This is a genomic window from Micromonospora inyonensis (assembly GCF_900091415.1).
Taxonomy (GTDB): Bacteria; Actinomycetota; Actinomycetes; order Mycobacteriales; family Micromonosporaceae; genus Micromonospora; species Micromonospora inyonensis.
Genome location: NZ_FMHU01000001.1, coordinates 690,562 through 715,630, shown reverse-complemented (window position 1 = coordinate 715,630; position 25,069 = coordinate 690,562). Strand labels below are relative to the sequence as shown.

The following is a 25,069-nucleotide window of genomic DNA, read 5'->3' as shown; positions in this document are numbered from 1 at the left end:
AATCGGGGCACTCTGCCCGGTTGGCAGGGCACGCTGCTGGTATGCGACCCTCTGCCGCTTCCGACCGGCCCGGTCCACGCCGACGGGTCCGCCCCGTGGCGCTGGCCGCCCTGCTGGTGGCCGGGGTGGCGACGCTGGTCCTGGTCCGGTCCGCCACACCGACCGTTCCCGGCACGGTGGCCCCGACGGGCGGTGCCGGGGCGTACTCCGGCCCGGGGACGGGGGCGCACGGGCCGGTGCCCGAACCGCCGTCGGAGACGGACGGCCAGCGCTCGGACGCGCCCGTCGAGCGGGGATCCGGACGCTTCGTGGCGGTCGCGGGCGGATCGCCGGTGGCCGGTACGGGCGGTCCGCTCCACCGCTACCGGGTCGGCGTGGAGGCCGGCACCGGGCAGGACCCGACCGCCTTCGCCGCCGCCGTCGACGCGACGCTGTCCGATCCCCGAAGCTGGATCGCCTCCGGTGAACTGCGGGTGCAGCGGGTCGCCGGGGCGGAGGCCGCCGATTTCACCGTCTACCTGGCCACCTCCTTCACGTCGGAGCGGATGTGCGCCGAGGGGGGCCTGCACACCGCCGGCTACACCTCCTGCCGGCTGCCCGGCAAGGTGATCATCAACCTGGACCGGTGGCTCACCGCGGTGCCCGACTACGCCGCACCGCTGGCCGTCTACCGGGCGTACGTGATCAACCACGAGGTCGGGCACGAGTTCGGCGAGCTGCACGAGGCCTGCCCCGGCCCCGGCCGACCCGCCCCGGTGATGCAGCAGCAGACCTACGGCCTGACCGGCTGCGTCGCCAACGCCTGGCCGTACCTCGACGGCCGCCGGTACGCCGGTGACCTCGTCCCCTGATCCGCGACCGGCGGACCCAGGGACGGGATATTCCCGCTCCCGCATGTCGGGCGCGTGTCGCTCCTCATGGCCGACCGGCGGTCCGGCGAGCAACAATGGCGCGGCAACCACCGCCGATCCCGGGGAGTCCACCGTGTCGTTGCCCCCGCTCGTCGAGCCCGCCGCCGAGCTGACCGTTGACGAGATCCGCCGCTACTCGCGCCACCTGATCATCCCGGATGTCGGGGTGGAGGGGCAGAAGCGGCTGAAGAACGCCCGGGTGCTCTGTGTGGGCGCGGGCGGCCTGGGCTCGCCCGCCCTGATGTACCTGGCCGCGGCCGGCGTGGGGACCCTCGGCATCATCGACTTCGACACGGTGGACGAGTCCAACCTCCAGCGCCAGGTCATCCACGGCCAGTCCGACGTCGGCCGCTCCAAGGCCGAGTCCGCCGCGGCCACTGTCCGTGAGATCAACCCGCTGGTCACCGTCGAGATCCACAACACCGCGCTGGACCGGGAGAACGTCCGGGACATCTTCTCCCGGTACGACCTGATCGTCGACGGCACCGACAACTTCGCCACCCGCTACATGGTCAACGACGCGGCGGTGCTGCTCGGCAAGCCGTACGTCTGGGGGTCGATCTACCGGTTCGACGGCCAGGCGTCGGTGTTCTGGGCCGAGCACGGTCCCTGCTACCGCTGCCTCTACCCGGAGCCCCCGCCGCCCGGCATGGTCCCCTCCTGCGCCGAAGGCGGCGTGCTCGGCGTGCTCTGCGCGTCGATCGGCTCGATCCAGGTCAACGAGGCGATCAAGCTGCTCGCCGGCATCGGCGAGCCGCTGGTCGGCCGGCTGATGGTCTACGACGCCCTGGAGATGAGCTACCGCAAGATCAAGGTCCGGAAGGATCCGGACTGCGTCCTCTGCGGCGCGAACCCGACCGTCACCGACCTGCTGGAGGACTACGAGGACTTCTGCGGCGCGGTCTCGGTCGAGGCGCAGGAGGCGGTTGTCGACGCGACCATCACCGCGGTGGAGCTGAAGGAGTGGCAGGACGCCGGCAAGGACGTCTTCCTGGTCGACGTGCGGGAGCCGGCCGAGTACGAGATCGTCCGCATTCCCGGGGCCACCCTGGTCCCCAAGGGCGAGATCCTCTCCGGCGAGGCGCTGTCGAGGTTCCCGCAGGACCGGCAGATCGTGCTGCACTGCAAGTCCGGCGTCCGCTCCGCCGAGGCGCTCGCCGCGCTGAAGGCGGCCGGGTTCACCGACGCGGTGCACCTCCAGGGTGGCGTGCTCTCCTGGATCAGGCAGATCGATCCCTCGCTGCCCGCGTACTGAGTCGCCTAGAAGGGACCCCGCCCGGTGGCGGGGTCCCTTCTAACATGTCCGCCCCGGCCGGCGTACCCCCGTCAGCCGGGTTTCCTCGGCCGAGCTACCGAGGTGTAACCCGGCCGGGGCCGGTAACGTCGTCGTCGTGGTCGATCTGGACGCCGCCATCGGCTTCGTTATGGCGCACGGGGACGCGGTGGAGCGTGCCCGGCTCAGCTGGCTGTGCACCCGGACGCCCCCCGCGCCGGAGACCCTGGACTGGGCGGAGGCCGGCCAGGTGCCCGACGGCGGCTGGCCGGCGGTGTGGGCGGGCGGCGTCGCCTCGGTGGACGCGACCTGCTTCCGCCTCGGCGAGCTGGACGACCTCGGTGCGCTCGGGCGCCCGGCCGCCCGCAAGGCGCTGGACTGGCTCGCCGCCCGACAGCAGCGCGACGGCTGGTGGGAGGAGAACCCGGTGCTGGCCGACGCCGCACCGGACTGGGCCCGTCCCGGGGATCCGGAAGCGCGGTTCCACCTCACCGCCAGCGCCGCCTTCTGGCTCAGCGTCGCCGGTCTGGACGCCCAGGCCGCCGGCCCGCTCGACGACCGGATCGGCGGGGCGTACGCCGGCGTCGTGCACGCCGCCGCCCGCGCCCTGACCGACGGGCTCGCCCCCGACGGCACGTGGCCGTCGTACCTGCCGGCGGGCTGGCTCAGCGCCGCCGTACTGCACCTCCAGCAGTCGTACGACGAGGCGGCCCGGATCCGGGCGGTGCTCGACGAGCGGATGCGCGACCTGTCCCCGGCGGACGTGGCCTGGCTGGCGGCGACCCTGCGCCGGGTGGACGTGCCGGCCGCGGAGTGGACGCTGGTGGCAGCCCGCCACCGGCTCGCTGCCACCCAACGCACCGACGGCGGCTGGAACAGCGACGACGGCCAGAAGTTCGACGTGCACACCACGCTCGCGGTGATCCGCGCCTTCCGGTGAGCCCGGCCTGCTCACACCTCGGAGCCGACCGGCTCAGGGCCGGCGGGCCACCACCGCGCCGTTGGCCCCCGGCGCGTCGGATGGGTGTCGGGAACCCGAAAGCCGTGTCGGCGTTTCAACTGCCCGGACACTCTCCGTGAGGTGATCGTCCGTCACTGTTCTGCCCAGCGGCCCCGGTCGGGGCCGCTGTATCCGGTCGGGGCGGCTGTATCCGGTCGGGGCCGGCGCGCTGACGGCCCCGACCGGGTACGCGGTCAGGCGCGCAGGTGGCCGTCGCCGGTGACGACGTACTTGGTGCTGGTCAGCTCGGGCAGCCCCATCGGTCCCCGCGCGTGCAGCTTCTGCGTGGAGATGCCGATCTCCGCGCCGAAGCCGAACTCGCCCCCGTCGGTGAACCGGGTCGACGCGTTCACCATCACCGCCGCCGAGTCGACCCGGGCCACGAACTCCCGGGCCGCCGACTGCGAGTCGGTGACGATCGCCTCGGTGTGGCCGCTGCCGTACCGGCGGATGTGCGCGACCGCCGCGTCCAGCGAGTCGACGACGGCGGCCGAGATGTCGGCCGACAGGTACTCGGTGCCGAAGTCCTCGTCGGTGGCCGGCACCACGGCTTCCGAGTACGCCACCACCCGCGCGTCACCGTGCACGGTCACCCCGGCCTCGGCGAACGCCGCCAGCACCGGCGGCAGGAAGGCGTCGGCGACGTCGGCGTGCACCAGCAGCGACTCGGCGGTGTTGCAGGTGGAGAGGCGCTGGGTCTTGGCGTTCACGGTGATCGCGACGGCCTTGGCCAGGTCGGCGGCGGCATCCACGTACACGTGGCAGTTGCCCACCCCGGTCTCGATCACCGGCACCGTCGACTCCTCGACCACCGTCCGGATCAGCGACGCCCCGCCGCGCGGGATCAGCACGTCCACCAGGCCCCGCGCCCGCATCAGTTCCTTCACCGAGTCGCGGGAGGTGGCGTCGAGCAACTGCACCGCGTCGGCCGGCAGCCCGGCCGCGGCGACCGCGTCCCGCAGCACCGCGACCAGCGCCGCGTTCGAGTGCGCCGCCGAGGACGACCCGCGCAGCAGCGCGGCGTTGCCGGACTTCAGGCAGATCCCGGCGGCGTCCACGGTCACGTTCGGGCGGGCCTCGTAGATGATCCCGACCACCCCGAACGGCACCCGGATCTGCCGCAGTTCCAGTCCGTTCGGCAGGGTCGAGCCGCGCACCACCTCACCGACCGGGTCGGGCAGCGCCGCCATCTGCCGCAGCGCGTCGGCGATCGCGGCCACCCGGCCCGCGTCCAGCGCCAGCCGGTCCAGCACGGCCGCGCTCAGGCCGGCGTCCTGTCCGGCCGCCAGGTCCGCCGCGTTCGCGGCCAGGATCTCCGGCGTACGCGCCACCAGCGCGTCGGCCATCGCGTGCAGGGCGGCGTCCTTCGCGGTACGCGTCGCCACGGCCAACGCACCCGCCGCCTCCCGCGCCCGGCGGGCCTGCTCGGTAACGCTCATCGTTCACCTTCCTGATAGGAGGGGCCCCCTGTTACCGCTTTCTGTGGAGCAGGGGACCCCTGCAACCACCTCACCCCGGCGTACCCGTCCGTCGTCAAAGCAGCACCAGGTCGTCGCGGTGGACCACCTCACGTTCGTACGCCGGGCCGAGTGTCGCGGCGAGTTCGCCGGTGGAGCGCCCGAGCAGTCCGGGCAGCTCCACCGCGTCGTAGTTGACCAGCCCTCGGGCGACCGGCGCGCCCTGCGCGTCGACCAGGTCCACCGGGTCGCCGGCGGTGAACGCGCCGTCGACGGCGGTGATGCCCGCCGGGAGCAGGGACTTGCGCCAACCGACCACGGCCTGCACCGCACCGGGGTCGAGGTGCAGCCGGCCCCGGGGGGAGGTGGCGTGGGCCAGCCAGAAGAGGCGGGCGGTGGGCCGCTGGCGTACCGGGTGGAAGAAGGTGCCCACGGGCTCGCCGGCCAGCGCGGCGGCGGCCAGCGGCGCGGCGGTGAGTACCACCGGTATGCCGAAACCGGTGGCGATCCGGGCCGCCTCGACCTTCGTCACCATGCCGCCGGTGCCCACCCCGGCCCGGCCCGCCCCGCCGATCTCCACGCCGGTGAGGTCCTCCTCGCCGCGTACCTCGGTGATCCGGGTCGACTCCGGCCGGCGTGGGTCACCGGTCCAGAGCGCGTCGACGTCGGAGAGGAGCACCAGCAGGTCGGCGTGGACCAGGGCGGCCACCAGCGCGGCGAGCCGGTCGTTGTCGCCGAACCGGATCTCCTCGGTGGCCACCGTGTCGTTCTCGTTGACGATCGGCACCGCCCGTAGGTCGAGCAGCTTGCGCAGGGTCCGGTACGCGTTGCGGTAGTGCGCCCGGCGGGTGACGTCGTCGACGGTGAGCAGCACCTGCCCGACGGTCACCCCGTGCCGGGCGAAGCTGGCCGCGTACCGGCCGATCAACAGACCCTGCCCGACGCTCGCGGCCGCCTGCTGGGTGGCCAGGTCCCGTGGGCGGCGGGGCAGGCCGAGCGGGGCCAGTCCGGCGGCGATCGCGCCGGAGGAGACCAGGACCACCTCTCGTCCCTGTCCGGCCCGCGTGGCGAGGGCGTCCACCAGGGCCGTCACGCGGGCCTCGTCCAGCCCTCCGCCGGTGGTGGTCAGCGAGGAGGAGCCGATCTTGACGACGACGCGTCGGGCTGTGGTGACTGCTTCGCGCACCCGCCCATTCTGCGTGGTCGGTCCCGCTCCGCCCGCCGCCGTTCCCATATCGTGGCTGGCCATGACACCCGAGGAGTACGTCGAGGCGGTGCTGGATCTGGTCGAGCGGATCCCGCCGGGGCGGGTGATGTCGTACGGCGCGGTCGCCGACGCGCTGGCCGAGCGCTCCGGTCGTACCTCGGCCCGGCTGGTCGGATCGATCATGGCCCGGCACGGCGGCGGAGTGCCCTGGCACCGGGTGGTGAACGCGGCGGGTCGCCTCCCACCCGGCCACGAGCGGGAGGCCCGGGCCCGACTGCGCGCCGAGGGCACGCCGCTGCGCGGCGACCGGGTGGACATCGCCACCGCCGCCTGGCGGCCGGAGGATTGAGCGCTCTGCGGCTTGCGTGGTTGCAGGGGCCCCCTGCTCGACAAAAAGCGGTAGCAGGGGACCCCTGCATCCACCCGGCGCGACCACCCGGCGCGCGCCCAGGAGCATGACGGGCGACACAAAATGAGTATCATTCGGCTCCATGGACGCGCCGTCGGCTGAGCTGCCCCGTCGGGTGCACCTCGGCTACGCCCTCGGGTCCCTGGCGACCGGGGCCTTCGGCACGGTGCCGGGGCTGCTGCTGTTGCCGTACCTCACCGACACGATGGGCGTCGCGGCCGGCGTGGCCGCCCTGTTGGTGCTCCTGCCCAAGGCGTGGGACGTGCTGGTCAACCCGGTCGCCGGGCGGATCTCCGACCGGACCCGTTCCCGCTGGGGTGCGCGGCGGCCGTACCTGCTCCTCGCCGGGATGGCCCTCGCCGTGCTGTTCGCCGCGATCTTCGCCGCCCCCTTCGGCACCGGCCCGGCCGCCGCAGCGTACGTCGCGGTCGCCTTCCTGGCCACCGCGACCGCGTTCGCGTTCTTCCAGGTGCCGTACGTGGCGATGCCGGCCGAGCTGACCGGCGACTACGCCGAGCGGACCCGGCTGATGAGCTGGCGCATCGCCGTCCTGGCGGTGGCCATCCTGGTCTCCGGGGCGCTCGCGCCGCTGGTGGTCTCCGTCGGCGGTGACGGGGTTCCCGGACACCGCTGGATGGGACTGTTCGTCGCGGTCCTGATCGTGGTGGGCGCGCTCGGCGCGTTCCTCGGCACCCGGGGCGCCCCGGCCGGCGAGGTGGGCGAGAGCGAGCCGACCCTGCGCGGGCAGCTCGCCGTCGCCGGCCGTAACCGTCCGTTCCGGGTGCTGTTGATCTGCTTCGTGGTGCAGTCCGCCGGGGTGGCGACCATCCTCGCCGGGGTCAACTACTTCGCCGACCAGATCCTCGTCGCGCCGGAGACCGGGCCGACCCTGCTCTTCGCCTGCTTCGTCGGCCCCGCCCTGCTGGTCATGCCGCTGTGGACGCGGGTCGGCGCACGGGTGGGCAAGCGTGCCGCGCTGGTCGCCGCCTCGGTGCTCTTCGCGGCCGGCGCGTCGGCGCTGGCCGCCGCGCCGGTGCTGCCTCCGGCCGTGGTCTACCCGCTGGTCGCGGTGATCGGGTGCGGCTACGCCGGGCAGCAGGTCTTCGCGCTGGCCATGCTCCCCGACTGCATCGCGTACGACACCGCGCGTACCGGCCGTCGTCAGGCGGGCGTGTTCACCGGGCTCTGGACGGCGGGGGAGACCTTCGGGCTGGCCCTCGGTCCGGGTATCTACGGGCTGGTGCTCCAGCTCTCCGGGTACGTGTCCTCGGCGACCGGCTCGGCGGCCGTCCAGTCCGACAGCGCCCGGCTCGGCGTGCTGCTCGGCTTCACCGTGCTGCCGGCGCTGCTGGTCGGCCCGGCCGTGCTGCTGCTGCGCCGCTACGACCTGACCGCCGAGCGGCTCGCCGCCGCCGAGCGGGCCGCCGACCGCGTACAGAAGGGGGCCATCAGCCCATGACCGACGAGGCGAGGACGGCTGCGACCGGCCCGACGGGCGCGGTGCCTCCGGCGTTGCCGGCGCAGGGCGTACCGGCGGAGCAGGTGCTCGCGGAGATCCGGGCGCTGCGGGCCGCCGACCGGCCCACCCACGGCGGACGCCTCTTCGCCTACGTCTACGACCCGGCGGTGCCCGGCCTGGACGAGCTGACCAGCGCCGCCCACGCGGGCAGCGCGCACGTCAACGGGCTCGACCCGACCGCCTTCCCCTCCCTGCTGGCGATGGAGAACGCCCTGGTCGCAGCAGCGGTGCAGCTGCTCGGCGGTGGGCCGGGCACGGCCGCCCCGGACGCGGTGGGCAGTGTCACCAGCGGGGGTACCGAGTCGCTGATCCTGGCCGTGAAGGCGGCCCGGGACGCCCGCCCGGACACCGCCGAGCCGCGCGTGGTGGTGCCGGTCAGCGCGCACGCGGCGTTCGCCAAGGCGGCGCACTACCTGCGGGTGGCGCTCGACCCGGTGCCCGTCTCGCCGGAGACGCTGCGCCCGGAGGTGGCCGACGTGGCCGCCGCGATCCGCCCGGAGACGGTGCTGGTGGCCTGCTCCGCGCCCTCGTACGCGCACGGGGTCGTCGACCCGGTGGAGGGAATCGCCGAGGTGGCCGCCCGGTCCGGGGTGCGCTGCCACGTGGATGCCTGCTTCGGTGGCTGGACCCTGCCCTACCTGCGTCGGCTCGGCCTGCCGGTGCCCCGGTTCGACCTCTCCGTGCCCGGGGTCACCTCGATCTCGGTGGACCTGCACAAGTACGCGTACGCCCCGAAGGGGGTGTCGGTGCTCCTGCACCGGGACCCGGCGTTGCGCGCCCCGCAGTACTTCGCCTTCGCCGGCTGGCCGGGCTACACCATGATCAACCCGGGGATCGCCTCTACCCGTTCCGGCGGGCCGATCGCCGCCGCGTACGCCACCCTGCGGCACGTCGGCGACGCCGGTTACGTCGAGCTGGCCGCCCGTACCGTCGAGGCGGTCCGCGACCTGGCGGCGGCGGTGCGGGCGACCGAGGGGCTGCGGCTGATGGCCGAACCGGAGTCCACCGTCGTCTGCTTCACCAGCGAGGACCCGGGGCTCGACCTCTTCGTCCTGGTCGACGAGTTGACCGTCCGGGGCTGGCACACCCAACCCCAGATGGCGTACGGCGAGCTGCCCGCGAGCGTCCACCTGACGGTGACCGCCTCGGTGGCCCCGAGGGTGGCCGAGTTCCGCGAGGACCTCGCCGACGCGGTGGCGGCGACGCGGGCGACCGGCCCGGTCAGGTTGCCGGAGGAGCTGCTGGCGATGGCGTCCGGCCTGCCGCCCGAGGCGCTCACCCCGGACCTGGTCGCCGGGCTGGCCGCCAGCCTGGGCATGGGCGGCGGGACCGGGGCGCCGGACCGGATGGCGACGGTGAACACCCTGCTCAACGCCGCGCCGCCGGCCCTGCGGGAGCGACTGCTGATCGAGTTCGTCGGTCTGCTCCAGCGTCCGGCCCACTGAGTCACGCCGGGCGGCGCCCGCTGGACGGGGCGTCGCGCCGGTTGCCGGAGGAGACCGCCGGGGCGCTGTGGTTGACTGTCGGTGCGCAGGACACGGGAGGAGACCGGGGTGCAGCTGCCGGGAGTGCTCGGTGAGCCGATCCGCTTCGTGCTCAACTGGGGCCGCCGCTACTCGCTCTGGGTCTTCAACTTCGGGCTGGCCTGCTGCGCGATCGAGTTCATCGCCACCAGCATGGGCCGGCACGACTTCATGCGGCTCGGCGTGATCCCCTTCGCGCACGGCCCCCGGCAGGCGGACCTGATGGTGGTCTCCGGCACGGTCACCGACAAGATGGCCCCGGCGATCAAGCGCCTCTACGACCAGATGCCCGAGCCAAAGTACGTCATCTCGTTCGGGGCCTGCTCCAACTGCGGTGGGCCGTACTGGGACTCGTACTCGGTGACCAAGGGGGTCGACCAGCTCATCCCGGTCGACGTCTACGTGCCCGGCTGCCCGCCCCGACCGGAGGCGCTGCTGCACGGCATCCTGCGTCTCCAGGAGAAGATCGCCGCCGAGCAGTCCGGGATCGGCGGGGTCCCGCGCCCGGACCCGCTGGCATCCCCGGCGGACGCTCCGTCGCCGTCCCGCCCGGTCGAGTCGCTCACCGCGCCGGTCGTCCGCCCTCCGGACGAGCAGCACACCCGCTGACCCGCTCATCGGCCTGACGAGCTGCGCAACCTTCCCGTCTCGTCAACGATGAGGACTCCGTCGTCGTGGCCGGGATGCTCGGCGACGTAGCCGAACAGGTCCCCACGGACCGCGTCAGCCATCCGGCTATCTCTTCCGGTCACACAGCTACGGCTGAAGTGCTAACCGGCACGGTTTTGCTCTGCGAGCAGGCACGCTGTCGATCTGCGGCACCGTCGTGTTCGAGATGCGGGGCCTGGGTATTCGACTTGCGGGCCGGCAGGCGGTCGTTCCCGCAGCGGATAAGTCAGGTGGGCTCGTCGTCGGCGAGGTGCCGGTTGCGTCGGGCCGCGTACGCCCGGACCTCGGCGGCGTCCCAGATGCGGCCGACGCTGAGGGTGTCGATCGGGGCGGGGAAGTCGGGGCGGTCCACCAGGATCGCGGCGCGTTGACGCGAGACGCCCAGGTGGGCGGCGACTTCCGCTAGCGCCATGACTCGCACGGGCGGACCCTCCGGTGACATGAGTTGGCGAGTTGTCACCGGAGGGGGTGACGAGTCGTCAACTACCCGTCAGTGTGTCGGTGTGCCCACTCTCCGTAGAAGAAAACCCGTACCGCTGGCTCCTCGGCATCGGCGGACGTGGCGATCGTGGTGGCGGCGTTGCTCGTGTGGCCTGCCGGCACCCTGCCCGGACCGGTTCACCTCCCCGGCGGTCGGGGTGCGCCCGTACCGGCCCAGGAACGGGGGCCGGTGGTGAAGGGGGAACGGCCGATCAAGGGGGGTGACCTGCTGCACCTGACCCGGGCGGCGAGTGTGCAGTTCGTCCGCCCGATCGTGGTACGGGTAATCCGGCACTTGGCCGACCGGCCCACGTACGACGGTTGGGTCTGGATCGAGGCGTACGAGCTGGACGCCCGGGGTGAGGCGGTCGCCAAGCGTGAGTTCTTCGCGCAGCGCGAGGGGCTGCGGTGGCTCGACGCCCCGTCCGTGCCGGCGGCCCGCCGCCCGGCCCGGGGTGCCCGCGACGCACGGGTGCCGGGTGCCCGGGAGCGGGGATCACGGGTGCCGCGATGAGGTTCTGGCCGCATCTGCCGAGCCGTCCGACCTGGCGTTGCCGGGCGTGCGGAATCGCCTGGCCCTGCTCCCCGGCGAAGCTGCGGCTGCTCGGGGAGTTCCGGGGTGACCGGGTAGCGTTGGCGCTGCACCTGGCGGCGCTCCAGGCGGAGGCCGTCGAGCAGCTTGCCCAGCTCGACGGGGGTGCGCCGCCCGGCGACCTGACCGAACGCTTCGTCGGCTGGGTGCACGCCCGGGGGTAGTCGGGGACCGTGGTGGGCGGGGGCTAGCGTGGGCGTCCATGAGTCAGACCCTGGACCGCCGTTCCGCCCACATCGTCGACGTCCTGATCGAGGAGTTCGGGGCGTCGATGGCCCTCGACCCGGCGGCCTTCCGACGCAAGTTCCGCAAGATGGCCGCCTCGCCGTTCGCCTTCTACCGGGGCAGCGCCTCCCTCTTCTACGCCGACCAGGTCGGCGAGTACGCCGACGACCGCTTCCTCGACGAGCGGACCAGCCGGGTGTGGATCCACGGTGACCTGCACGCGGAGAATTTCGGCACCTACATGAACGCCTCCGGGCAGCTGGTGTTCAACGTCAACGACTTCGACGAGGCGTACGTCGGTCCGTTCTCCTGGGACCTCAAGCGGTTCGTGGCGAGCGTGGCGCTGATCGGGTACGCCAAGGCCCTCTCCGACCAGGTGATCACCGGCCTGGTGGAGACCTTCGCCCGGTCGTACCTGACCGAGCTGCGGGCCATCGCGCAGGGTGGGGACGACGCGATCGGCTCGATCACCCTGGAGAACGCCGACGGCGTGCTGCGCCACGTGCTCCAGCAGGCCCGGTTGAACACCCGGGTCGACCTGCTCGCCGCGCAGACCACCATCGACAACTACGAGCGCCGGTTCTCCCTCGGCGACGGGGTCTACGAGGTCGACGCGGCCACCCGGGAGGCGGTCTGCCAGGCGTTCCACCGGTACCTGGACACGCTGCCCGCCTCCAGTGCCCGGCTGCGCCCGGTCTCCGCGCACGTCAAGGACGTGGTGCTGCGCAAGGGCGTGGGTATCGGCTCGGCCGGGCTGCCGTCGTACAACCTCCTGCTGGAGGGGCACACCCAGGCGCTGGAGAACGACGTCGTCATCTACATGAAGCAGGCCCAGGTGCCCGCCGTGGCCCGGCACATCGACGACGAGGGCGTCCGTGCCTATTTCACGCACCAGGGGCACCGGACGGCCGAGTCGCAGCGGGCGCTCCAGGCCCACGCCGACCCGTGGCTGGGCTTCACCGAGCTGAACGGGGTGGGCCAGCTGGTCGCCGAGGTCTCGCCGTACGCCGCCGACCTGGACTGGGCCGACGTCAACGAGCCGGAGGAGCTGGCCGGGGTGGTCGCCGACCTGGGCCGGGCGGTCGCCCGGATGCACTCGGTCGCCGACGACGAGTCCAGCCACGACCTGGTCGACTACTCCACCGAGGAGGCGATCGTCGCCGCCGTCGAGGCCGACGAGCAGGGCTTTGTGACGTACCTGACGGAGTTCGCCCACGTGTACGGGCTCCAGGCCCGCCGGGACCACCAGCTCTTCGTCGACCTGTTCCGCAACGGCCAGCTGCCCGGCCTGTAGAACTCCGCCTGCTCCGCCGGCATCACCTGGGACAGCGACCCGCACGCCGAGGTCGTGACCGGCTGCTCCCGCCGGTCCGGCCCGCCGACCTGGGCCGACCGGTCGACGGGTCCGGCCCGCCGACCTGGGCCGACCGGTCAGCGGGCGAACTCCAGCACCACCTTGATGTCGTCCGGGCCGGGGCGGTACGCCTCGGCGTACGCCTCGACCGGGATGCGGCGGGTGACCAGGCTGCCGAGCCAGGACGGGTCGGCCCGGCCGAGGGCTTCGGCGGCCAGTTTCCAGTGCCGGCGGTTGGCGTTCACCGAGCCGAAGACGACGTGGTTCTCCAGCACCAGGGTCCGGTTCAGCGCGCCCGCGTCGAAGTTGATGATGCGTCCGCCGCTGGAGACGCCGGTGAGGCAGACGATGCCGACCGGGGCGGCCTTGCACATCACCTCCAGCACCACGCTCGGCGCGCCGGTGCACTCCAGGGCGATGTCGGGTTCGAAGTCCAGCTCGTTGACGGTGCCCGTGTGGTACGTCGCGCCGAGCGCCGCCACCAGCGCCGGTTTCGGTCCGGTCGGGGCGCGGTCCAGCACGTGCACGGTCAGCCCGCGCTGGCTGGCCAGCAGTGCGGCGAGCAGCCCGATCGGCCCCGCCCCGGCGACCAGGGCGGTCTGCGGCTGCCACTCGGCGCGCCGGCTGATCCGGTCGATGTGGTCCCACGCCTTGGCCACCACGCTGGCCGGTTCCAGGAGCATCCCGACGTGCGCCAGGTCGGGGTCCAGGCCGATCGCGAACTTCGGTGGGATCCGCCAGCGCTCCCGGGCGAAGCCGGACAGCGCCTTGATGCCGTGCTCGGTGTACTGGCCGTTGCGGCACATGTCCCACTCGTCGACGGCGCAGTTCGCGCAGGGCACCGGGTCGGGACGCCGGACGATCCCGGCGACCAGGTCGCCGGGGTGCAGGCTGCCGGTCGGGTCCTCCAGCACCCGGCCCAGCGACTCGTGCCCGATCACGAGGCGGTCGGTGTCCGGGGGGGCCTCGCCGAACTCCCCGGCGATGATCTCGTGGTCGGTGCCGCAGATGCCCACGGCGAGCGCCTCAACCAGGATCGCACCTTCCTCGGGGTGCGGTTCCGGCCACGCCTCGTCCAGCCGGAGAGAGTCCGCCACCCCGGGTGCCACCGTTATCGCCCGCACTCTCCGATCCTCCCCGTTCCCACCCTCACGTACACCGCGTTACCTCAGATGATCATGAAGTCGGTGGGGCGACCCGGGAGACGGGGCACCGTCACCGTCACGACGGACGAGTGGGGGTGAGGTGCGGAGCCGGGGCGGGCCATAGGATCGGGGCATGGAGGCGGAGGGGGTCGGGCGGCGGCTGGTCGAGCTGGTCGCGGACGAGGCGGCGGTCGCGGGCATCTCCGGCGGCCAGGCGTACGCCCGCGCGACCGTCGACGTGCCGCCGGCCCGCTGGCGGGACGCGCTGCGCGCGGCACGGGACGACGCCGAGCTGGCCTGCGACTTCTTCGACTGGCTCTCCGCCGTCGACGAGTTGGACGGCGGCTTCGACGTGGTGGCCCACCTCTGGTCGACCACACACCGGCACGGGCTCCTGGTGCGTACCCGGGTGCCCCGGGAGGCCGCCGAGGTGACGTCGGTGGTGGACGTCTATCCCGGCGCGGCCTGGCACGAGCGGGAGACGTACGAGATGTTCGGCATCGGGTTCGCCGGGCACGGGCCGCTCCGCCCGCTGCTGTTGCCACCGCAGTTCGAGGGGCATCCGCTGCGCAAGGAGTTCGTGCTCGCCTCCCGGGTGGCGAAACCCTGGCCCGGGGCGAAGGAACCGGGCGAGTCGGTGGCCGGCGGTGGCCGACGGGCGGTCCGCCCGCCGGGTGTCCCCGCACCCGGGGAGTGGGGCTCGACGCCAACCCCGGGCGGCGGGGGTACGGTCTGATGCCGCTCTGGCTGGAGCTGACCCTGCGGGTGGCCGGAGTGCTCGCCGCCTTCCTGGTCCTGCCGCTGGTGGTGGGGCAGGCCGAGCACAAGGTGATGGCCCACATGCAGGGTCGGCTCGGTCCGATGTACGCCGGTGGGTTCCACGGCTGGGCGCAACTCGTCGCCGACGGCATCAAGTTCGTGCAGAAGGAGGACGTCACCCCGCGCGAGGCGGACCGGCCGGTGTTCCGGCTGGCCCCGGTGGTGGCGCTGGTGCCGTACCTGCTGGCCCTGCTGGTGATCCCCCTCGGCCCCGGCGACCTGGTCGGCCAACCGCTGGACATCGGCCTCTTCTTCGTCCTGGCCGTGGTCGGGGTCGGGGTGGTGGCGGTGCTCATGTCGGCCTGGGCGTCGGCCAACAAGTACAGCCTCCTCGGCGGCCTGCGCGGCGCGGCCCAGCTGCTCGGCTACGAGCTGCCGCTGGTGCTGGCCGCCGCGTCGGTGGCGATGGCGGCCGGCACGCTCAGCCTCTCCGGCATCGTCGAGGCGTGGCGACCGTGGTGGCTGCTCTGGCAGGCCCCCGCGATGGTGGTGTTCTTCGTCGCCGGGCTCGCCGAGATCCGGCGGCCCCCCTTCGACATGCCGATCGCCGACTCCGAGCTGGTCTTCGGCTACATGACCGAGTACACCGGCCTGCGGTTCGCCTTCTTCCTCCTCGCCGAGTACGTCGGCATCGTGGTGATCGCCGCGCTCACCACCGTGCTCTTCCTCGGCGGCTGGCAGGGCCCCTTCGGCGACGCCTACCTCGGCTGGCTCTGGACGCTGCTGAAGGTCTTCGCCGTCTCGTTCGTGATCATCTGGCTCCGGGTGTCGTACCCACGGCTCCGCGAGGACCAGCTCCAGCGCCTCTGCTGGCTGGTCCTCGTGCCGGTCGCGCTCGGCCAGCTCGTCCTGACCGCCGCCGTCCGCGTCGTGACCTGACGCCCGGCCTGGGCACCAGCGGCACCACCCGGCCGGGCCGGTCGGACTCGACTCAGCGCAGGGGGGTGTGGGCGGGGTCGACCCGCTCGTCCGCCGGGGGCGGCGGGGGCGGGGTGCCCTCGCCGAACGGGCGTCCCCCCAGCTCCTCCCGCCCGTGCGGGGTGAGCCAGTTCGCGAGGTCCGGCCCGAGCGGCACCACCTGGGTCGGGTTGATGTCCCGGTGCACCTCGTAGTAGTGCCGCTTGATGTGGTCGAAGTCGATGGTGTCGCCGAAGCCGGGGGTCTGGAACAGGTCCCGTGCGTACGCCCACAGCACCGGCATCTCGGTCAGCTTCTGCCGGTTGCACTTGAAGTGGCCGTGGTAGACCGGATCGAAACGGACCAGCGTGGTGAAGAGCCGCACGTCGGCCTCGGTGACGGAGTCGCCGACCAGGTAGCGCTGGTTGGTCAACCGGTCGCTCAACCAGTCCAGCCGATCGAAGAGCCGGCGGTACGCCTTCTCGTACGCCTCCTGGCTGCCGGCGAAGCCGCACCGGTAGACGCCGTTGTTGACGTCGGCGAACACCAGCGCGTTGACCTCGTCGATCTCCGCGCGCAGCCGCTCCGGGTAGAGTTCCGGGGCTCCGTCGCGGTGGTACGCCGTCCACTCCGTCGACAGGTCCAGGCTCATCTGCGCGTAGTCGTTGGTGACCACCTGCCCGGTCGGCACGTCCACGAGCGCCGGCACGGTGATGCCCCGTTCGTAGCCGGGGAAGCGCGTGAAGTAGGACTCGGCCAGTCGTTCGACGCCGAGCACCGGGTCCCGGCCGTCCGGGTCCAGGTCGAAGGTCCAGCTCCGCTTGTCGTGGGTGGGGCCGGCCACCGCCATCGAGATGGCGTCCTCCAGTCCGAGCAGCCGCCGGACGATGATCAGCCGGTTCGCCCACGGGCAGGCCCGGCTCACCGCCAACCGGTACCGGCCCGGCTCCACCGGATAGCCGTCCCGCCCGTCGGCGGTGATCCGGGTGGCGATGTAGCGCTGGTCGCGGGTGAACTCACCACCCGGCTCGACGTACTTGCCCCCGGTCCGCTCCAGGACCTCGTCGTCGCTCGTCGCCGAGCCGCCGCCGGTGCTGTCGCTCACGTCGCCCCCTCGCGGTGCGCCAGATCGTGTCGCCCCCATCATGTCCGATTCCCGGACGGCCGGCCCCCCGACCGTTGCCACGGTCCGCCCACCGGCCAGGTGGTCACCGGCCCCGGGGTGTGATCCGGGAGATCGGCAGGTTCACCGGGAACGGCTCCCCGGTGTCGACGACCTTCGTCCAGCGTCCGGTCTCGGTGTAGACCTCGTCCACCGGGTCGATCCGGTGCGTGTAGACCACGATTGCGTCGTCCTCCACCTCGACCCGCCAGAGGTACGGGATGCCGGCCTGGGCGTAGAGCGCCGGCTTCAGCACCCGGTCGATCGAGCGGGTGCTCGGCGAGACGATCTCCACCGCCAGCACCACCTCGTGCGGCGCGTAGTGGGCGGGATTGCCGGCCGCGGCCTCGGCGGTGGTGACCAGCACGTCCGGGATGAACGACCGGGTGCGGTTGAGCCGCACCTCGACCGCCTGGGTCACGTCGTACTCGGCGGGACACGCCTCTTCGAGCGCGACGCCGAGCCGCATGGCGATGGTCTGGTGGAGCCGGGTGGGGGAGGGGGACACGAGCAACACTCCATCGAGCAGTTCACGGCGACGCCCGTCGTCGGGTAGCGCGTCCAGATCGTCGGTCGTCCACCCGCCCTCGGGCGGATCGCCGTCCCGCAGCGCGGCGGTCATCGGGCTGTCCTCTCGCGGTGCTTCCCGGTGTGGTCGTTCTCCCCACCGGTCACGGTAGCGCCGGCAACTGCCGGGTGGTGGTCGCGCGCGCCGGGGACACAGGGCAGGATGACTGCATGAGTGACAGCGGTGTGCCCGGAAGCGGACTGGCGAAGGGACTGGCGGTCACGTTGAAGACGATGACCCGCCGCTCGACCACCCAGCAGTACCCGGACGTGGCGCCCGAACTGCCGCCCCGCTCCCGTGGGGTGATCGCCCTGCTGGCCGAGAACTGCACGGTCTGCATGCTCTGCGCCCGGGAGTGCCCGGACTGGTGCATCTACATCGACTCGCACAAGGAGGAGGTGGCCGTGCCCGGCGCGGCCCGCCCCCGCCAGCGCAACATGCTCGACCGCTTCGACATCGACTTCTCGCTCTGCATGTACTGCGGCATCTGCGTCGAGGTCTGCCCGTTCGACGCGCTCTACTGGTCGCCCGAGTTCGAGTACGCCGAGTACGACATTCGCGACCTCCTGCACGACAAGGACCACCTCGGGCAGTGGATGGCCACCGTCCCGCCGCCGCCCGCGCACGACCCGAACGGTGAGCCGTCCAAGGAGGAGTCCACCGCCGCGCGCAAGGCCGCCGCCGGGTCCGGCCCCGCCGCCCGTCCGGTCACCTCCCGGGTACGCCCCACCGCCGCTCCGGGCGAGGGGACGGCGGAGTGACCGGTGCGGACGTGCTGCTGCTCGCGCTCGGCGCGGTGGCGGTCGGTGCCGGTGCCCTGGTGGTGACCACGCGCCACCTGGTCCGGGCCGGCCTCTACCTGGTGGTCTGCCTCGGCGCGCTGGCCGGGTCCTATCTCGTCCTCGCCGCCGAGCTGGTCGCCTGGGTGCAGGTGCTCATCTACGTCGGCGCGGTGGTGGTGCTGCTGCTGTTCGCGGTGATGCTCACCCGTGCTCCGATCGGCGCCTCCGACGACCTGGACCGGCCCGGTTGGGCCGCCGCCCTGGTCGGTGGCGGCACCGGCCTCGGGCTGAGCGTCCTGCTGGTCGACGCGTACCGGTGGTCGGCGGTGGAGCTGCCCGAGGCCGGCACCGCCGAGCGCCTCGGCGGGGAGATCTTCCGTAGCTGGGTCCTCCCGTTCGAGTTGCTCTCGGTGCTGCTGCTCGCCGCCCTGGTCGGAGCGGTCGTCATCTCCCGACCGGAGATCGGCTCCCGGCCGGTGGCCGGCGCGGGGCCGGACGGGTCGGCGGACGGGGACGCCCGATGAGACCGGTCATCCCCTACGTCACCGCCGCCCTGCTCTTCGGGCTCGGCGTCTACGGCGTGCTGCGGCGGCGCAACGCCGTGCTGGTGCTGATGGCCGTCGAGCTGATGCTGAACGCGGTCAACCTGATCCTGGTCACGGCCGACACCACCGTCCGGTCCACCCTGCCGCACGGCGGGCAGGTGTTCGCGCTGTTCGTGATCGTCCTCGCCGCCGCCGAGATCGGCGTGGGGCTGGCCATCGTGCTCCAGCTCTACCGGCTGCGGGCCAGCGTGGCGGTGGACGAGGTGCCGCTCACCGAGCGCCCCGAGCCAGCCGAGCGGGGCGAGCCGGGCGGGTCGGTCGAGCGTCCCGAGGAGGTCGCCCGGTGAACCGCGTCCAGGCCCTCGGCGCGCTGCTGCCGACCGTACCGCTGGTGGCGGGGCTGACCGGGCTGCTGTTGGCGCCCTCCGCGCATGGCCGGACCGACGGCGGGGAGCGGGCCCGGCGGGCGGCGATCGGCCTCGGTGTGGCCGGGGCGACCGGGGCGCTGCTGCTCGCGGTGGCCCTGCTGGTCACCCTCGACGGCCCGACCGACCACGCCCGGACCTGGATCGAGCTGGGCGACCTGCGGGTGACCCTCGGCGTCCGGCTGGACGGCGCGGCGGCGCTGGTCGCGGTCGCGGTGACCGCGGTGGCCCTCGCCGTGCAGGTCTACTCGGTGGCCTACCTGCGGCGCGGTCCGGACGACGACGTCGAGGTCGACCACCGCTACCCGCCCTACGCGGCGCAGATCAGTCTCTTCACCGGCGCGATGCTGCTGGTGGTGGTCTCCGGCGACCTGATCCCGCTGCTGGTCGGCTGGGAGGTGATGGGCATCTGCTCCTACCTGCTCATCGCCCACGACCGGCGGCTGCCGCAGGCCCCGGCCGCCGCGATGAAGGCGTTCCTGGTCACCCGGGTCGGCGACGTGGGCTTCCTGCTCGGCATCGCGTTGCTCGGGGTGAGCGCCGGCAGCTTCCGGATCGCCGACGTGCTCGCCCACGACCACGCCACCGGCACGCTCACCGCCGCCTGCCTGCTGCTGCTCGCCGGAGTGGCCGGCAAGAGCGCCCAGTTCCCGCTGCACACCTGGCTGCCGGACGCGATGGCCGGCCCCACCCCGATCTCCGCGCTGATCCACGCCGCGACCATGGTCGCGGCCGGCGTCTACGCGGTCACCCGCCTGTACCCGCTCTTTGCGGCTGCTCCGGTCGCGCTGGCGGTGCTCGGTGTCATGGGCGCGGTCACCCTGCTGCTCGGCGCGTTCGCCGCCACCGCCCAGGACGACCTGAAGCGGGTGCTCGCCTGGTCCACGGTCTCCCAGATCGGCTACATGACCGGCGCGCTGGCCGTCGGCTCCACCTCGGCTGCCCTGTTCCACCTGCTCACCCACGCCGCGTTCAAGGCGCTGCTCTTCCTCGCGGCCGGAGCGGTGATCCACGCGGTCGGCACCACGCTGATGTCCGGTATGGGCGGGCTGCGCCGGCAGATGCCGGTGACCTTCTGGTGCACCCTGGTCGGGCTCGGCGCGCTGGCCGGGGTACCGCCACTGGCCGGTTTCTTCAGCAAGGAGGGTGTGCTCGTCGCCGCCGAGCAGGCCGCCCGGCACGGCAGCGGCCCGGCCCCGGCCTGGGTGGGCTGGCTGGTCTGGCTCGCCGGCCTGGTCGGGGTCGCGGTCACCGCCTGGTACGCCACCCGACTGCTGCTGCGCACCTTCCTCGGTGCCAGGCGGGCCGAACTGGCCCACCCGCACGACCCGCCGGCCCTGATGCGCTGGCCGATCCTGCTGCTCACCGTGCCCGCCGCGCTGCTCGGCCTGGCCGGCTTCGACCGGGCCTTCGCCCACCGGCTGCTCCTCACCCCGACCACCACTTTGCCGGCCGGCGACCACACGCTCGTCCACCTCGGCCCCGAGGTGCTGCTGCCGGTGGGGTTGCTCCTGGTCGGGGCGGGACTCGCGTGGTGGCGGGACCCGGCCGTCGACCCGGCCACAACGCTAGGCCCGCTGCGGCCGGTGTTCGCCGCCGCGTTCTGGCTCGACGACGTCCAGCACGCCCTGGTGGTACGCCCGGTCGCCGTGCTGGCCCGCCTGGCACGTGCCGCGGACGAGCGGGTGGTGGACGGGGCGGTCGAGGGCAGCGGCCGCGCCGCCACCGGGCTCGGCGGCGGGCTGGGCGCGCTGCACCGGGCGGCCCTGCCCCGGGCGGTGGTGGCGGTGCTGGCCGGTGCCCTGCTCATCGGCCTCGCCGCCGCCCTGGTCGGAGGTGTCGCGTGACGGCCTGCCCGCTCTGTCCGCCCGGGGGTGCCGCATGACGGCCGGTCAGTTCCTGCTGGTGGCGGTGCTGGCGCTGCCCGCGCTCGGCGCGGCCCTGGCCGCCGTGCTACCCGGCGACCGGGCCGGTCGGCTGGCCGGTACGGTCGCCGCCGCGCTCACGCTGGTCGCGGCGGCGCTGCTCGCCACCGGCGACCGGACCTGGACGGCGTACACGGCGACCACGCCCGGGGTGCTCCCCTGGCACCGGCTCGACGTGGCCTGGGTGCCCGAGGTCGACCTGCGGTTCCACCTCGGGGTGGACGGCATCTCGTATCCGCTGGTCGTGCTGACCGCCCTGCTCACCCTGCTCTGCTGCGGGTACTCACTCTGGCGGGTGCCCGACGGCGGGCGGGGAAGCCTCCTGGTCGCCCTGCTGCTGGTGATCGAGGTGGGCATCCTCGGCACCTTCCTCGCCCTCGACCTGGTCCTCTTCTTCCTCTTCTTCGAGGTCGTCCTCCTGCCCATGTACGCGGTCATCGCCGGCTGGGGCGGCACGGGTGGGTCCGGTGGCCGCCCGGTGGACCGGGACGCGGCACGTGCGGCGGCCCGCAAGTTCGCCCTCTACACCCTCGCCGGGTCGGTGCTGCTGCTGGTCGGGGTCTACGTGGTGGTGTCGGCCGCCGGCACCGCCGACGTCGTCGCGCTGACCGGCGGGACGGGTCTGTCCCGGGGCACCCAGATCGCCGGGTTCACCCTGCTCGGGCTGGCCTTCGCGGTGAAGAGTCCACTCTGGCCGCTGCACAGCTGGCTGCCCGACGCGCACACCCGGGCCCCCACCGTCGGCAGCGTCGTCCTCGCCGGGGTGCTGCTCAAGATGGGCACGTACGGCCTGGTCCGGATCGCCGTCGGGGTGGCCCCGGAGGGGGCCCGCTGGGCCGCGCCGGTGCTCGGCGTGCTCGCCGTCGCGGCGATCCTCGTCGGCTCGCTGGTCTGCCTCGCCCAGGACGAGCTGAAGCGGCTGATCGCGTACTCCAGCGTGGGGCACATGGGCTTCGTGCTGCTCGGCATCGCCACGCTCACCGCCACCGGCATCCAGGCGGCCCTGATCGGCAACGTCGCGCACGGCGTGATCACCGGCCTGCTGTTCTTCCTCGCCGGGGCGGTCAAGGACCGTACCCACACCGGTGACCTGGCCGACCTGTCCGGGCTGCGGGAGACCGCGCCCCGCCTGGCCGGACTGCTCGCCTTCGCCGCGGTCGCGTCGCTCGGCCTGCCCGGCCTCGCCGGGTTCTGGGGCGAGGCGTTCGCCGTGGTGGCCGCGATCGAGGTCGGCGGGACGCTCTGGACCACGCTCGGCGTGCTCGCCGCGGTGGGCGGGGCGCTCACCGCCGCGTACCTGCTGCGGCTGCTTCGCCGGGTCACCCACGGCCGGCCCGGTCCGGCGGTGGCGGGCCTCTCCCCGGGCATCGCCGGGGCGGAACTCGCCGCCTGGGCCCCGCTGGTCCTGCTCGCCGTGGCGGTCGGCCTGGTGCCGACGCTGGTCCTCGGGGTCGCCGAGGCCCCGGTCACGGCTCTGCTGGAGGTGGTGCACCCGTGAGCCCGGTGACCAGCGTGGTGCAGTCCGTCGACCACGTGGCGCTGCTGCCGGGGTACCTGGCCGCCGGGACCGCCGTCCTCGTGCTCCTGGTCGACCTGCTGCTGGCCCGACCGCGCGCCACGGTGGCCGCCGGGGCGCTCGGTGCGACGGCCACCGCGTTCGCCGCGGCGCTCGTCGGCGCGGACGGTGACCGGGGCACGTTCTGCGTCGCCGACGGCTGTTCCTGGGTCGCCGACGACCGGGCGGGGCTGGTCGGGGCGGTCTTCGCCCTGCTCACCCTCGGGGTGCTGGCGCTGGCCGGTCCGCTGCTGCGCGGTGGGCGGGTGCCGGTGGGGGAGTTCTGCTTCCTGCTCGCCTGCTCGATGACCGGCGGCGTGGTGCTCGGCGCGGCCGGTGACCTGATCACCCTGATCGTGGCGCTGGAGACGCTGACCCTGCCGCTCTACGTGCTGGTCGGGCTGCGCCGGGGCAGCCTGGCCGGAGCCGAGGCGGCGGTGACCTTCTTCGTGGTCAGCGTGGTGGCCACCACGGTCACCCTGCTCGGCGCGGCGCTGCTCTACGCGGTCACCGGCCGGCTGCACCTGCGTCCGCTCGGTGCCGCCCTGAGCGAGGGCGCGGGCCTGCTCGACCTGCCCCTGACCTCGGTCGCGGTGACCCTGGTGGTGCTCGGGTTGGCGTTCAAGGTGGCGGCGGTGCCGTTCCACGCCTGGGCGCCGGCCACCTACGACGGCGCACCGGTGCCGGTGGCCGCGTACCTGTCGACCGCCTCGAAACTCGGCGGGGTGGTCGCGCTGCTCGCCGTCGTCCGGTACGCGCTGCCGGCGACCGTCACCGGCCCGGTGCTGGCCCTGCTCGCCGTGCTCACCATGACCGTCGGCAACCTGGTGGCGCTGCGGCAGCGGCGGATGGTCCGGCTGCTCGCCTGGTCCTCGGTGGCCCAGGCCGGCTACATCCTCGCCCCGCTGGGCGCGCTGGCGCTCGTCGCCGGGCGCACCACCGACGCCCGCGCGGCCGGCTACGCCGCCGCCGTCGCGTACGCGGTCTTCTTCGTGGTCCTGGAACTGGCCGCCTTCGCGGGCGTGGTGGCGTTACGCCCGGACGGGGCGGACGGCGGCACCGTCGAGGACTACCGGGGTGCGGCACGGCGGCACCGCTGGGCCGGGGCGGCGTTCGGGTTGGCCCTGGTCGGGTTGGCCGGAGTGCCGCCGGGGCTGGCCGGTCTGTTCGCGAAGGTGACCGTGGTCCGGTCGTTGGTGGCGGGCGGATCCGGCTGGCTGGCGCTGGTGGTGGCCCTCAACGCGGTGGTCGGCCTGGCGTACTACCTGCGGGTCGCCGCGACCCTGTACGGCTCCCCGACCAACCTGTCGACCACCCATCGGCCGTCACGCAGTGTCATCGCCGCGCTGACGGTTGCCACCGCCGTGGCGGTCGTGCTCGGTCTCGCCCCGCAGCTCCTGTTCGGTCTCGTGTAGCCGCCGCGTCCCGCTCGGGTGGTTGTCGGTGCCGCTGCGTGCCCTCTTCAGGTAACTCACAGTCATGAGAGGGGCGGTTGCGGGGAACCGGATTGTTGTCCCGGTTGACGGATCCGCCGGATCCGGGCACCGAAGGAGTGATCGTGCATCACAACCGTCTGAAGACCGCCGCTCTGCTCGGCCTGCTCACCTCGCTGATCGTCGCGGTGGGCTACTGGTTCGGCGGCAGCGGTGGAATGATCGTCGCCGTCGTGGTGTCCCTGGTCATGAACGGCGTCACCTACTTCTACTCCGACAAACTGGCGCTGCGCTCCATGCGGGCCCAGCCGGTCAGCGAGGCACAGTTCCCGGAGCTGTACCGGATGGTGCGCGAGCTGTCGACCGAGGCACGGCAGCCGATGCCACGGCTCTACGTCAGCCCCAGCGCCCAGCCCAACGCCTTCGCCACCGGCCGTAACCCGCAGCACGCGGCGGTCTGCGTCACCCAGGGGATCACCGAGATCCTCGACCGACGGGAGCTGCGGGGCGTCATCGGGCACGAGTTGTCCCACGTCTACAACCGGGACATCCTGATCTCCAGCGTGGCCGCCGGCCTGGCCGGCATCATCACCATGCTGGCGAACATCGCGTGGTTCGTCCCCCTCGGCGGCGGGGACGACGAGGACAGCCCGAACCCGGCCGTACTGCTGCTGACGATCATCCTGGGTCCGATCGCGGCCACGGTGATCCAGTTGGCGATCAGCCGGAACCGGGAGTTCCAGGCGGACGCCTCGGGTGCGCAGCTCACCCGGGACCCGCTCGCCCTGGCCAGCGCCCTCCGGAAGATCCACGTGGGTACTCAGCGTCGCCCGCTCCCCGCCCAGGGGCAGCTGACCAGCACCGCGCACCTCATGATCGACAACCCGTTCAAGGGGGGCGGGGTCGCCACCCTCTTCTCCACCCACCCGGGGATGGAGGAGCGGGTACGCCGGCTGGAGCAGCTGGCCGCCAACAGCGGGCCGGTGCAGTTCCAGCGCTGACCGTACCGCCGGGGCCGTACCGGCCCGCCACCAGGACCCCACCCGTCCCGCCGATTCTCCCTGCCCAGGCCGACAGGTTATGGTCGGAACCGTCCGGCGTCAGGGCCGTAGAGCCGTCTGCCCGTTACCGCGCCGCCACATACCGTCACCGCTCACCGCAGGCGCGAACGGCTGCGCCCGCAGCAGAGGAGGA

General features: G+C 73.3%; 24 protein-coding genes and 1 pseudogene. 19 read left to right on the top strand and 6 right to left on the bottom strand.

Features of this window, described 5'->3' with window-relative positions:
- Positions 1-41 precede the first annotated feature (41 nt).
- From GA0074694_RS03105 to GA0074694_RS03095, 3 genes and pseudogenes are all read left to right on the top strand, one after another.
- Positions 42-851, top strand: coding sequence for a DUF3152 domain-containing protein (locus GA0074694_RS03105; protein WP_091452103.1), 810 nt, complete (start codon positions 42-44; stop codon positions 849-851).
- Positions 852-917: 66 nt separating this feature from the next.
- Positions 918-2,166: pseudogene (moeZ, locus tag GA0074694_RS03100) on the top strand (adenylyltransferase/sulfurtransferase MoeZ).
- Positions 2,167-2,302: 136 nt separating this feature from the next.
- Positions 2,303-3,124 carry a prenyltransferase/squalene oxidase repeat-containing protein gene (locus GA0074694_RS03095; RefSeq protein WP_091452098.1) on the top strand — a complete coding sequence of 274 codons (822 nt, stop codon included), beginning with the start codon at positions 2,303-2,305 and terminating at the stop codon, positions 3,122-3,124.
- Positions 3,125-3,378: 254 nt separating this feature from the next.
- On the opposite strand, the gene GA0074694_RS03090 is transcribed toward GA0074694_RS03095, so the two are convergent.
- A complete protein-coding gene (locus GA0074694_RS03090) occupies positions 3,379-4,623 on the bottom strand; it encodes a glutamate-5-semialdehyde dehydrogenase (RefSeq protein WP_091452095.1) in 1,245 nt (414 codons plus the stop codon).
- Between the two features lie 94 nt (positions 4,624-4,717).
- Positions 4,718-5,875 (bottom strand): glutamate 5-kinase, encoded by a 1,158-nt coding sequence (proB, locus tag GA0074694_RS03085; RefSeq protein WP_091452093.1) that lies wholly within the window; start codon positions 5,873-5,875, stop codon positions 4,718-4,720.
- A 13-nt stretch (positions 5,876-5,888) separates the two neighbouring features.
- Here proB and GA0074694_RS03080 point away from each other — a divergent pair, with 13 nt between their 5' ends.
- The 4 genes from GA0074694_RS03080 to GA0074694_RS03065 all read left to right on the top strand — a co-directional run bounded on the left by GA0074694_RS03080 (position 5,889) and on the right by GA0074694_RS03065 (position 9,908).
- Positions 5,889-6,197: an MGMT family protein gene (locus GA0074694_RS03080; protein ID WP_091452090.1), complete on the top strand. Its 309-nt coding sequence runs from the start codon at positions 5,889-5,891 to the stop codon at positions 6,195-6,197.
- Between the two features lie 142 nt (positions 6,198-6,339).
- Positions 6,340-7,716 (top strand): MFS transporter, encoded by a 1,377-nt coding sequence (locus GA0074694_RS03075; protein ID WP_091452086.1) that lies wholly within the window; start codon positions 6,340-6,342, stop codon positions 7,714-7,716.
- Positions 7,713-9,221, top strand: a complete 1,509-nt coding sequence (locus GA0074694_RS03070) for a pyridoxal phosphate-dependent decarboxylase family protein (protein WP_091452082.1) — start codon at positions 7,713-7,715, stop codon at positions 9,219-9,221. Before GA0074694_RS03075 ends, GA0074694_RS03070 begins: the two co-directional genes overlap by 4 nt.
- 108 nt (positions 9,222-9,329) lie before the next feature.
- Positions 9,330-9,908 (top strand): NADH-quinone oxidoreductase subunit B, encoded by a 579-nt coding sequence (locus GA0074694_RS03065; RefSeq protein ID WP_091452079.1) that lies wholly within the window; start codon positions 9,330-9,332, stop codon positions 9,906-9,908.
- A 286-nt stretch (positions 9,909-10,194) separates the two neighbouring features.
- On the opposite strand, the gene GA0074694_RS03060 is transcribed toward GA0074694_RS03065, so the two are convergent.
- On the bottom strand, positions 10,195-10,380 hold the full coding sequence (locus GA0074694_RS03060) for a helix-turn-helix transcriptional regulator (protein ID WP_245714524.1): 186 nt from the start codon (positions 10,378-10,380) through the stop codon (positions 10,195-10,197).
- Between the two features lie 147 nt (positions 10,381-10,527).
- Here GA0074694_RS03060 and GA0074694_RS03055 point away from each other — a divergent pair, with 147 nt between their 5' ends.
- Genes GA0074694_RS03055 through GA0074694_RS03045 form a run of 3 tightly spaced genes read left to right on the top strand, consistent with a single transcriptional unit; the run spans position 10,528 to position 12,559 of the window.
- Positions 10,528-10,962, top strand: a complete 435-nt coding sequence (locus tag GA0074694_RS03055) for a hypothetical protein (RefSeq protein WP_425413576.1) — start codon at positions 10,528-10,530, stop codon at positions 10,960-10,962.
- Positions 10,959-11,204, top strand: a complete 246-nt coding sequence (locus GA0074694_RS03050) for a flavin reductase (protein ID WP_091452074.1) — start codon at positions 10,959-10,961, stop codon at positions 11,202-11,204. The genes GA0074694_RS03055 and GA0074694_RS03050 overlap by 4 nt, the downstream gene beginning before the upstream one ends.
- Positions 11,205-11,242: 38 nt before the next feature.
- The gene (locus GA0074694_RS03045) at positions 11,243-12,559 is read left to right on the top strand and encodes a DUF2252 domain-containing protein (RefSeq protein ID WP_091452072.1); all 1,317 of its coding nucleotides are present in this window, start codon (positions 11,243-11,245) and stop codon (positions 12,557-12,559) included.
- A 137-nt stretch (positions 12,560-12,696) separates the two neighbouring features.
- On the opposite strand, the gene GA0074694_RS03040 is transcribed toward GA0074694_RS03045, so the two are convergent.
- The gene (locus GA0074694_RS03040; protein WP_091452069.1) at positions 12,697-13,743 is read right to left on the bottom strand and encodes a glucose 1-dehydrogenase; all 1,047 of its coding nucleotides are present in this window, start codon (positions 13,741-13,743) and stop codon (positions 12,697-12,699) included.
- Between the two features lie 154 nt (positions 13,744-13,897).
- Here GA0074694_RS03040 and GA0074694_RS03035 point away from each other — a divergent pair, with 154 nt between their 5' ends.
- A complete protein-coding gene (locus GA0074694_RS03035) occupies positions 13,898-14,500 on the top strand; it encodes an NADH-quinone oxidoreductase subunit C (protein ID WP_091452066.1) in 603 nt (200 codons plus the stop codon).
- Positions 14,500-15,462, top strand: coding sequence for an NADH-quinone oxidoreductase subunit NuoH (gene nuoH, locus GA0074694_RS03030; protein WP_091458567.1), 963 nt, complete (start codon positions 14,500-14,502; stop codon positions 15,460-15,462). Before GA0074694_RS03035 ends, nuoH begins: the two co-directional genes overlap by 1 nt.
- 52 nt (positions 15,463-15,514) lie before the next feature.
- Here nuoH and GA0074694_RS03025 read toward each other — a convergent pair whose 3' ends face one another.
- Positions 15,515-16,585: a glutathione S-transferase family protein gene (locus tag GA0074694_RS03025; RefSeq protein WP_425413575.1), complete on the bottom strand. Its 1,071-nt coding sequence runs from the start codon at positions 16,583-16,585 to the stop codon at positions 15,515-15,517.
- A 103-nt stretch (positions 16,586-16,688) separates the two neighbouring features.
- The gene (locus tag GA0074694_RS03020) at positions 16,689-17,264 is read right to left on the bottom strand and encodes a Uma2 family endonuclease (protein WP_091452062.1); all 576 of its coding nucleotides are present in this window, start codon (positions 17,262-17,264) and stop codon (positions 16,689-16,691) included.
- Positions 17,265-17,380: 116 nt separating this feature from the next.
- Between GA0074694_RS03020 and GA0074694_RS03015 the strand changes: the two genes are divergently transcribed.
- The 7 genes from GA0074694_RS03015 to htpX all read left to right on the top strand — a co-directional run bounded on the left by GA0074694_RS03015 (position 17,381) and on the right by htpX (position 24,876).
- A complete protein-coding gene (locus GA0074694_RS03015) occupies positions 17,381-17,971 on the top strand; it encodes a NuoI/complex I 23 kDa subunit family protein (protein ID WP_091452059.1) in 591 nt (196 codons plus the stop codon).
- The gene (locus GA0074694_RS03010) at positions 17,968-18,516 is read left to right on the top strand and encodes an NADH-quinone oxidoreductase subunit J family protein (protein WP_091452056.1); all 549 of its coding nucleotides are present in this window, start codon (positions 17,968-17,970) and stop codon (positions 18,514-18,516) included. Before GA0074694_RS03015 ends, GA0074694_RS03010 begins: the two co-directional genes overlap by 4 nt.
- Complete coding sequence (gene nuoK, locus GA0074694_RS03005; protein WP_091452053.1) at positions 18,513-18,884, top strand: NADH-quinone oxidoreductase subunit NuoK; 372 nt, start codon at positions 18,513-18,515, stop codon at positions 18,882-18,884. The genes GA0074694_RS03010 and nuoK overlap by 4 nt, the downstream gene beginning before the upstream one ends.
- A complete protein-coding gene (locus GA0074694_RS03000; RefSeq protein ID WP_091452050.1) occupies positions 18,881-20,809 on the top strand; it encodes an NADH-quinone oxidoreductase subunit 5 family protein in 1,929 nt (642 codons plus the stop codon). Before nuoK ends, GA0074694_RS03000 begins: the two co-directional genes overlap by 4 nt.
- A gap of 34 nt (positions 20,810-20,843) precedes the next feature.
- Positions 20,844-22,385 (top strand): complex I subunit 4 family protein, encoded by a 1,542-nt coding sequence (locus tag GA0074694_RS02995; protein ID WP_091452044.1) that lies wholly within the window; start codon positions 20,844-20,846, stop codon positions 22,383-22,385.
- Positions 22,382-23,857 (top strand): NADH-quinone oxidoreductase subunit N, encoded by a 1,476-nt coding sequence (locus GA0074694_RS02990; protein WP_245714523.1) that lies wholly within the window; start codon positions 22,382-22,384, stop codon positions 23,855-23,857. Before GA0074694_RS02995 ends, GA0074694_RS02990 begins: the two co-directional genes overlap by 4 nt.
- 143 nt (positions 23,858-24,000) lie before the next feature.
- Positions 24,001-24,876 (top strand): zinc metalloprotease HtpX, encoded by an 876-nt coding sequence (gene htpX / locus GA0074694_RS02985; RefSeq protein WP_091458560.1) that lies wholly within the window; start codon positions 24,001-24,003, stop codon positions 24,874-24,876.
- Positions 24,877-25,069 lie beyond the last annotated feature (193 nt).

Coding starts and splice junctions, on each gene's coding strand:
- GA0074694_RS03105 (WP_091452103.1), top strand. CDS start 42: ATGCGACCCTCTGCCGCTTCCGACCGGCCCGGTCCACGCCGACGGGTC.
- GA0074694_RS03090 (WP_091452095.1), bottom strand. CDS start 4,623: ATGAGCGTTACCGAGCAGGCCCGCCGGGCGCGGGAGGCGGCGGGTGCG.
- proB (WP_091452093.1), bottom strand. CDS start 5,875: ATGGGAACGGCGGCGGGCGGAGCGGGACCGACCACGCAGAATGGGCGG.
- GA0074694_RS03080 (WP_091452090.1), top strand. CDS start 5,889: ATGACACCCGAGGAGTACGTCGAGGCGGTGCTGGATCTGGTCGAGCGG.
- GA0074694_RS03075 (WP_091452086.1), top strand. CDS start 6,340: ATGGACGCGCCGTCGGCTGAGCTGCCCCGTCGGGTGCACCTCGGCTAC.
- GA0074694_RS03070 (WP_091452082.1), top strand. CDS start 7,713: ATGACCGACGAGGCGAGGACGGCTGCGACCGGCCCGACGGGCGCGGTG.
- GA0074694_RS03060 (WP_245714524.1), bottom strand. CDS start 10,380: ATGGCGCTAGCGGAAGTCGCCGCCCACCTGGGCGTCTCGCGTCAACGC.
- GA0074694_RS03050 (WP_091452074.1), top strand. CDS start 10,959: ATGAGGTTCTGGCCGCATCTGCCGAGCCGTCCGACCTGGCGTTGCCGG.
- GA0074694_RS03045 (WP_091452072.1), top strand. CDS start 11,243: ATGAGTCAGACCCTGGACCGCCGTTCCGCCCACATCGTCGACGTCCTG.
- GA0074694_RS03035 (WP_091452066.1), top strand. CDS start 13,898: ATGGAGGCGGAGGGGGTCGGGCGGCGGCTGGTCGAGCTGGTCGCGGAC.
- nuoH (WP_091458567.1), top strand. CDS start 14,500: ATGCCGCTCTGGCTGGAGCTGACCCTGCGGGTGGCCGGAGTGCTCGCC.
- GA0074694_RS03020 (WP_091452062.1), bottom strand. CDS start 17,264: ATGACCGCCGCGCTGCGGGACGGCGATCCGCCCGAGGGCGGGTGGACG.
- GA0074694_RS03015 (WP_091452059.1), top strand. CDS start 17,381: ATGAGTGACAGCGGTGTGCCCGGAAGCGGACTGGCGAAGGGACTGGCG.
- nuoK (WP_091452053.1), top strand. CDS start 18,513: ATGAGACCGGTCATCCCCTACGTCACCGCCGCCCTGCTCTTCGGGCTC.
- GA0074694_RS02995 (WP_091452044.1), top strand. CDS start 20,844: ATGACGGCCGGTCAGTTCCTGCTGGTGGCGGTGCTGGCGCTGCCCGCG.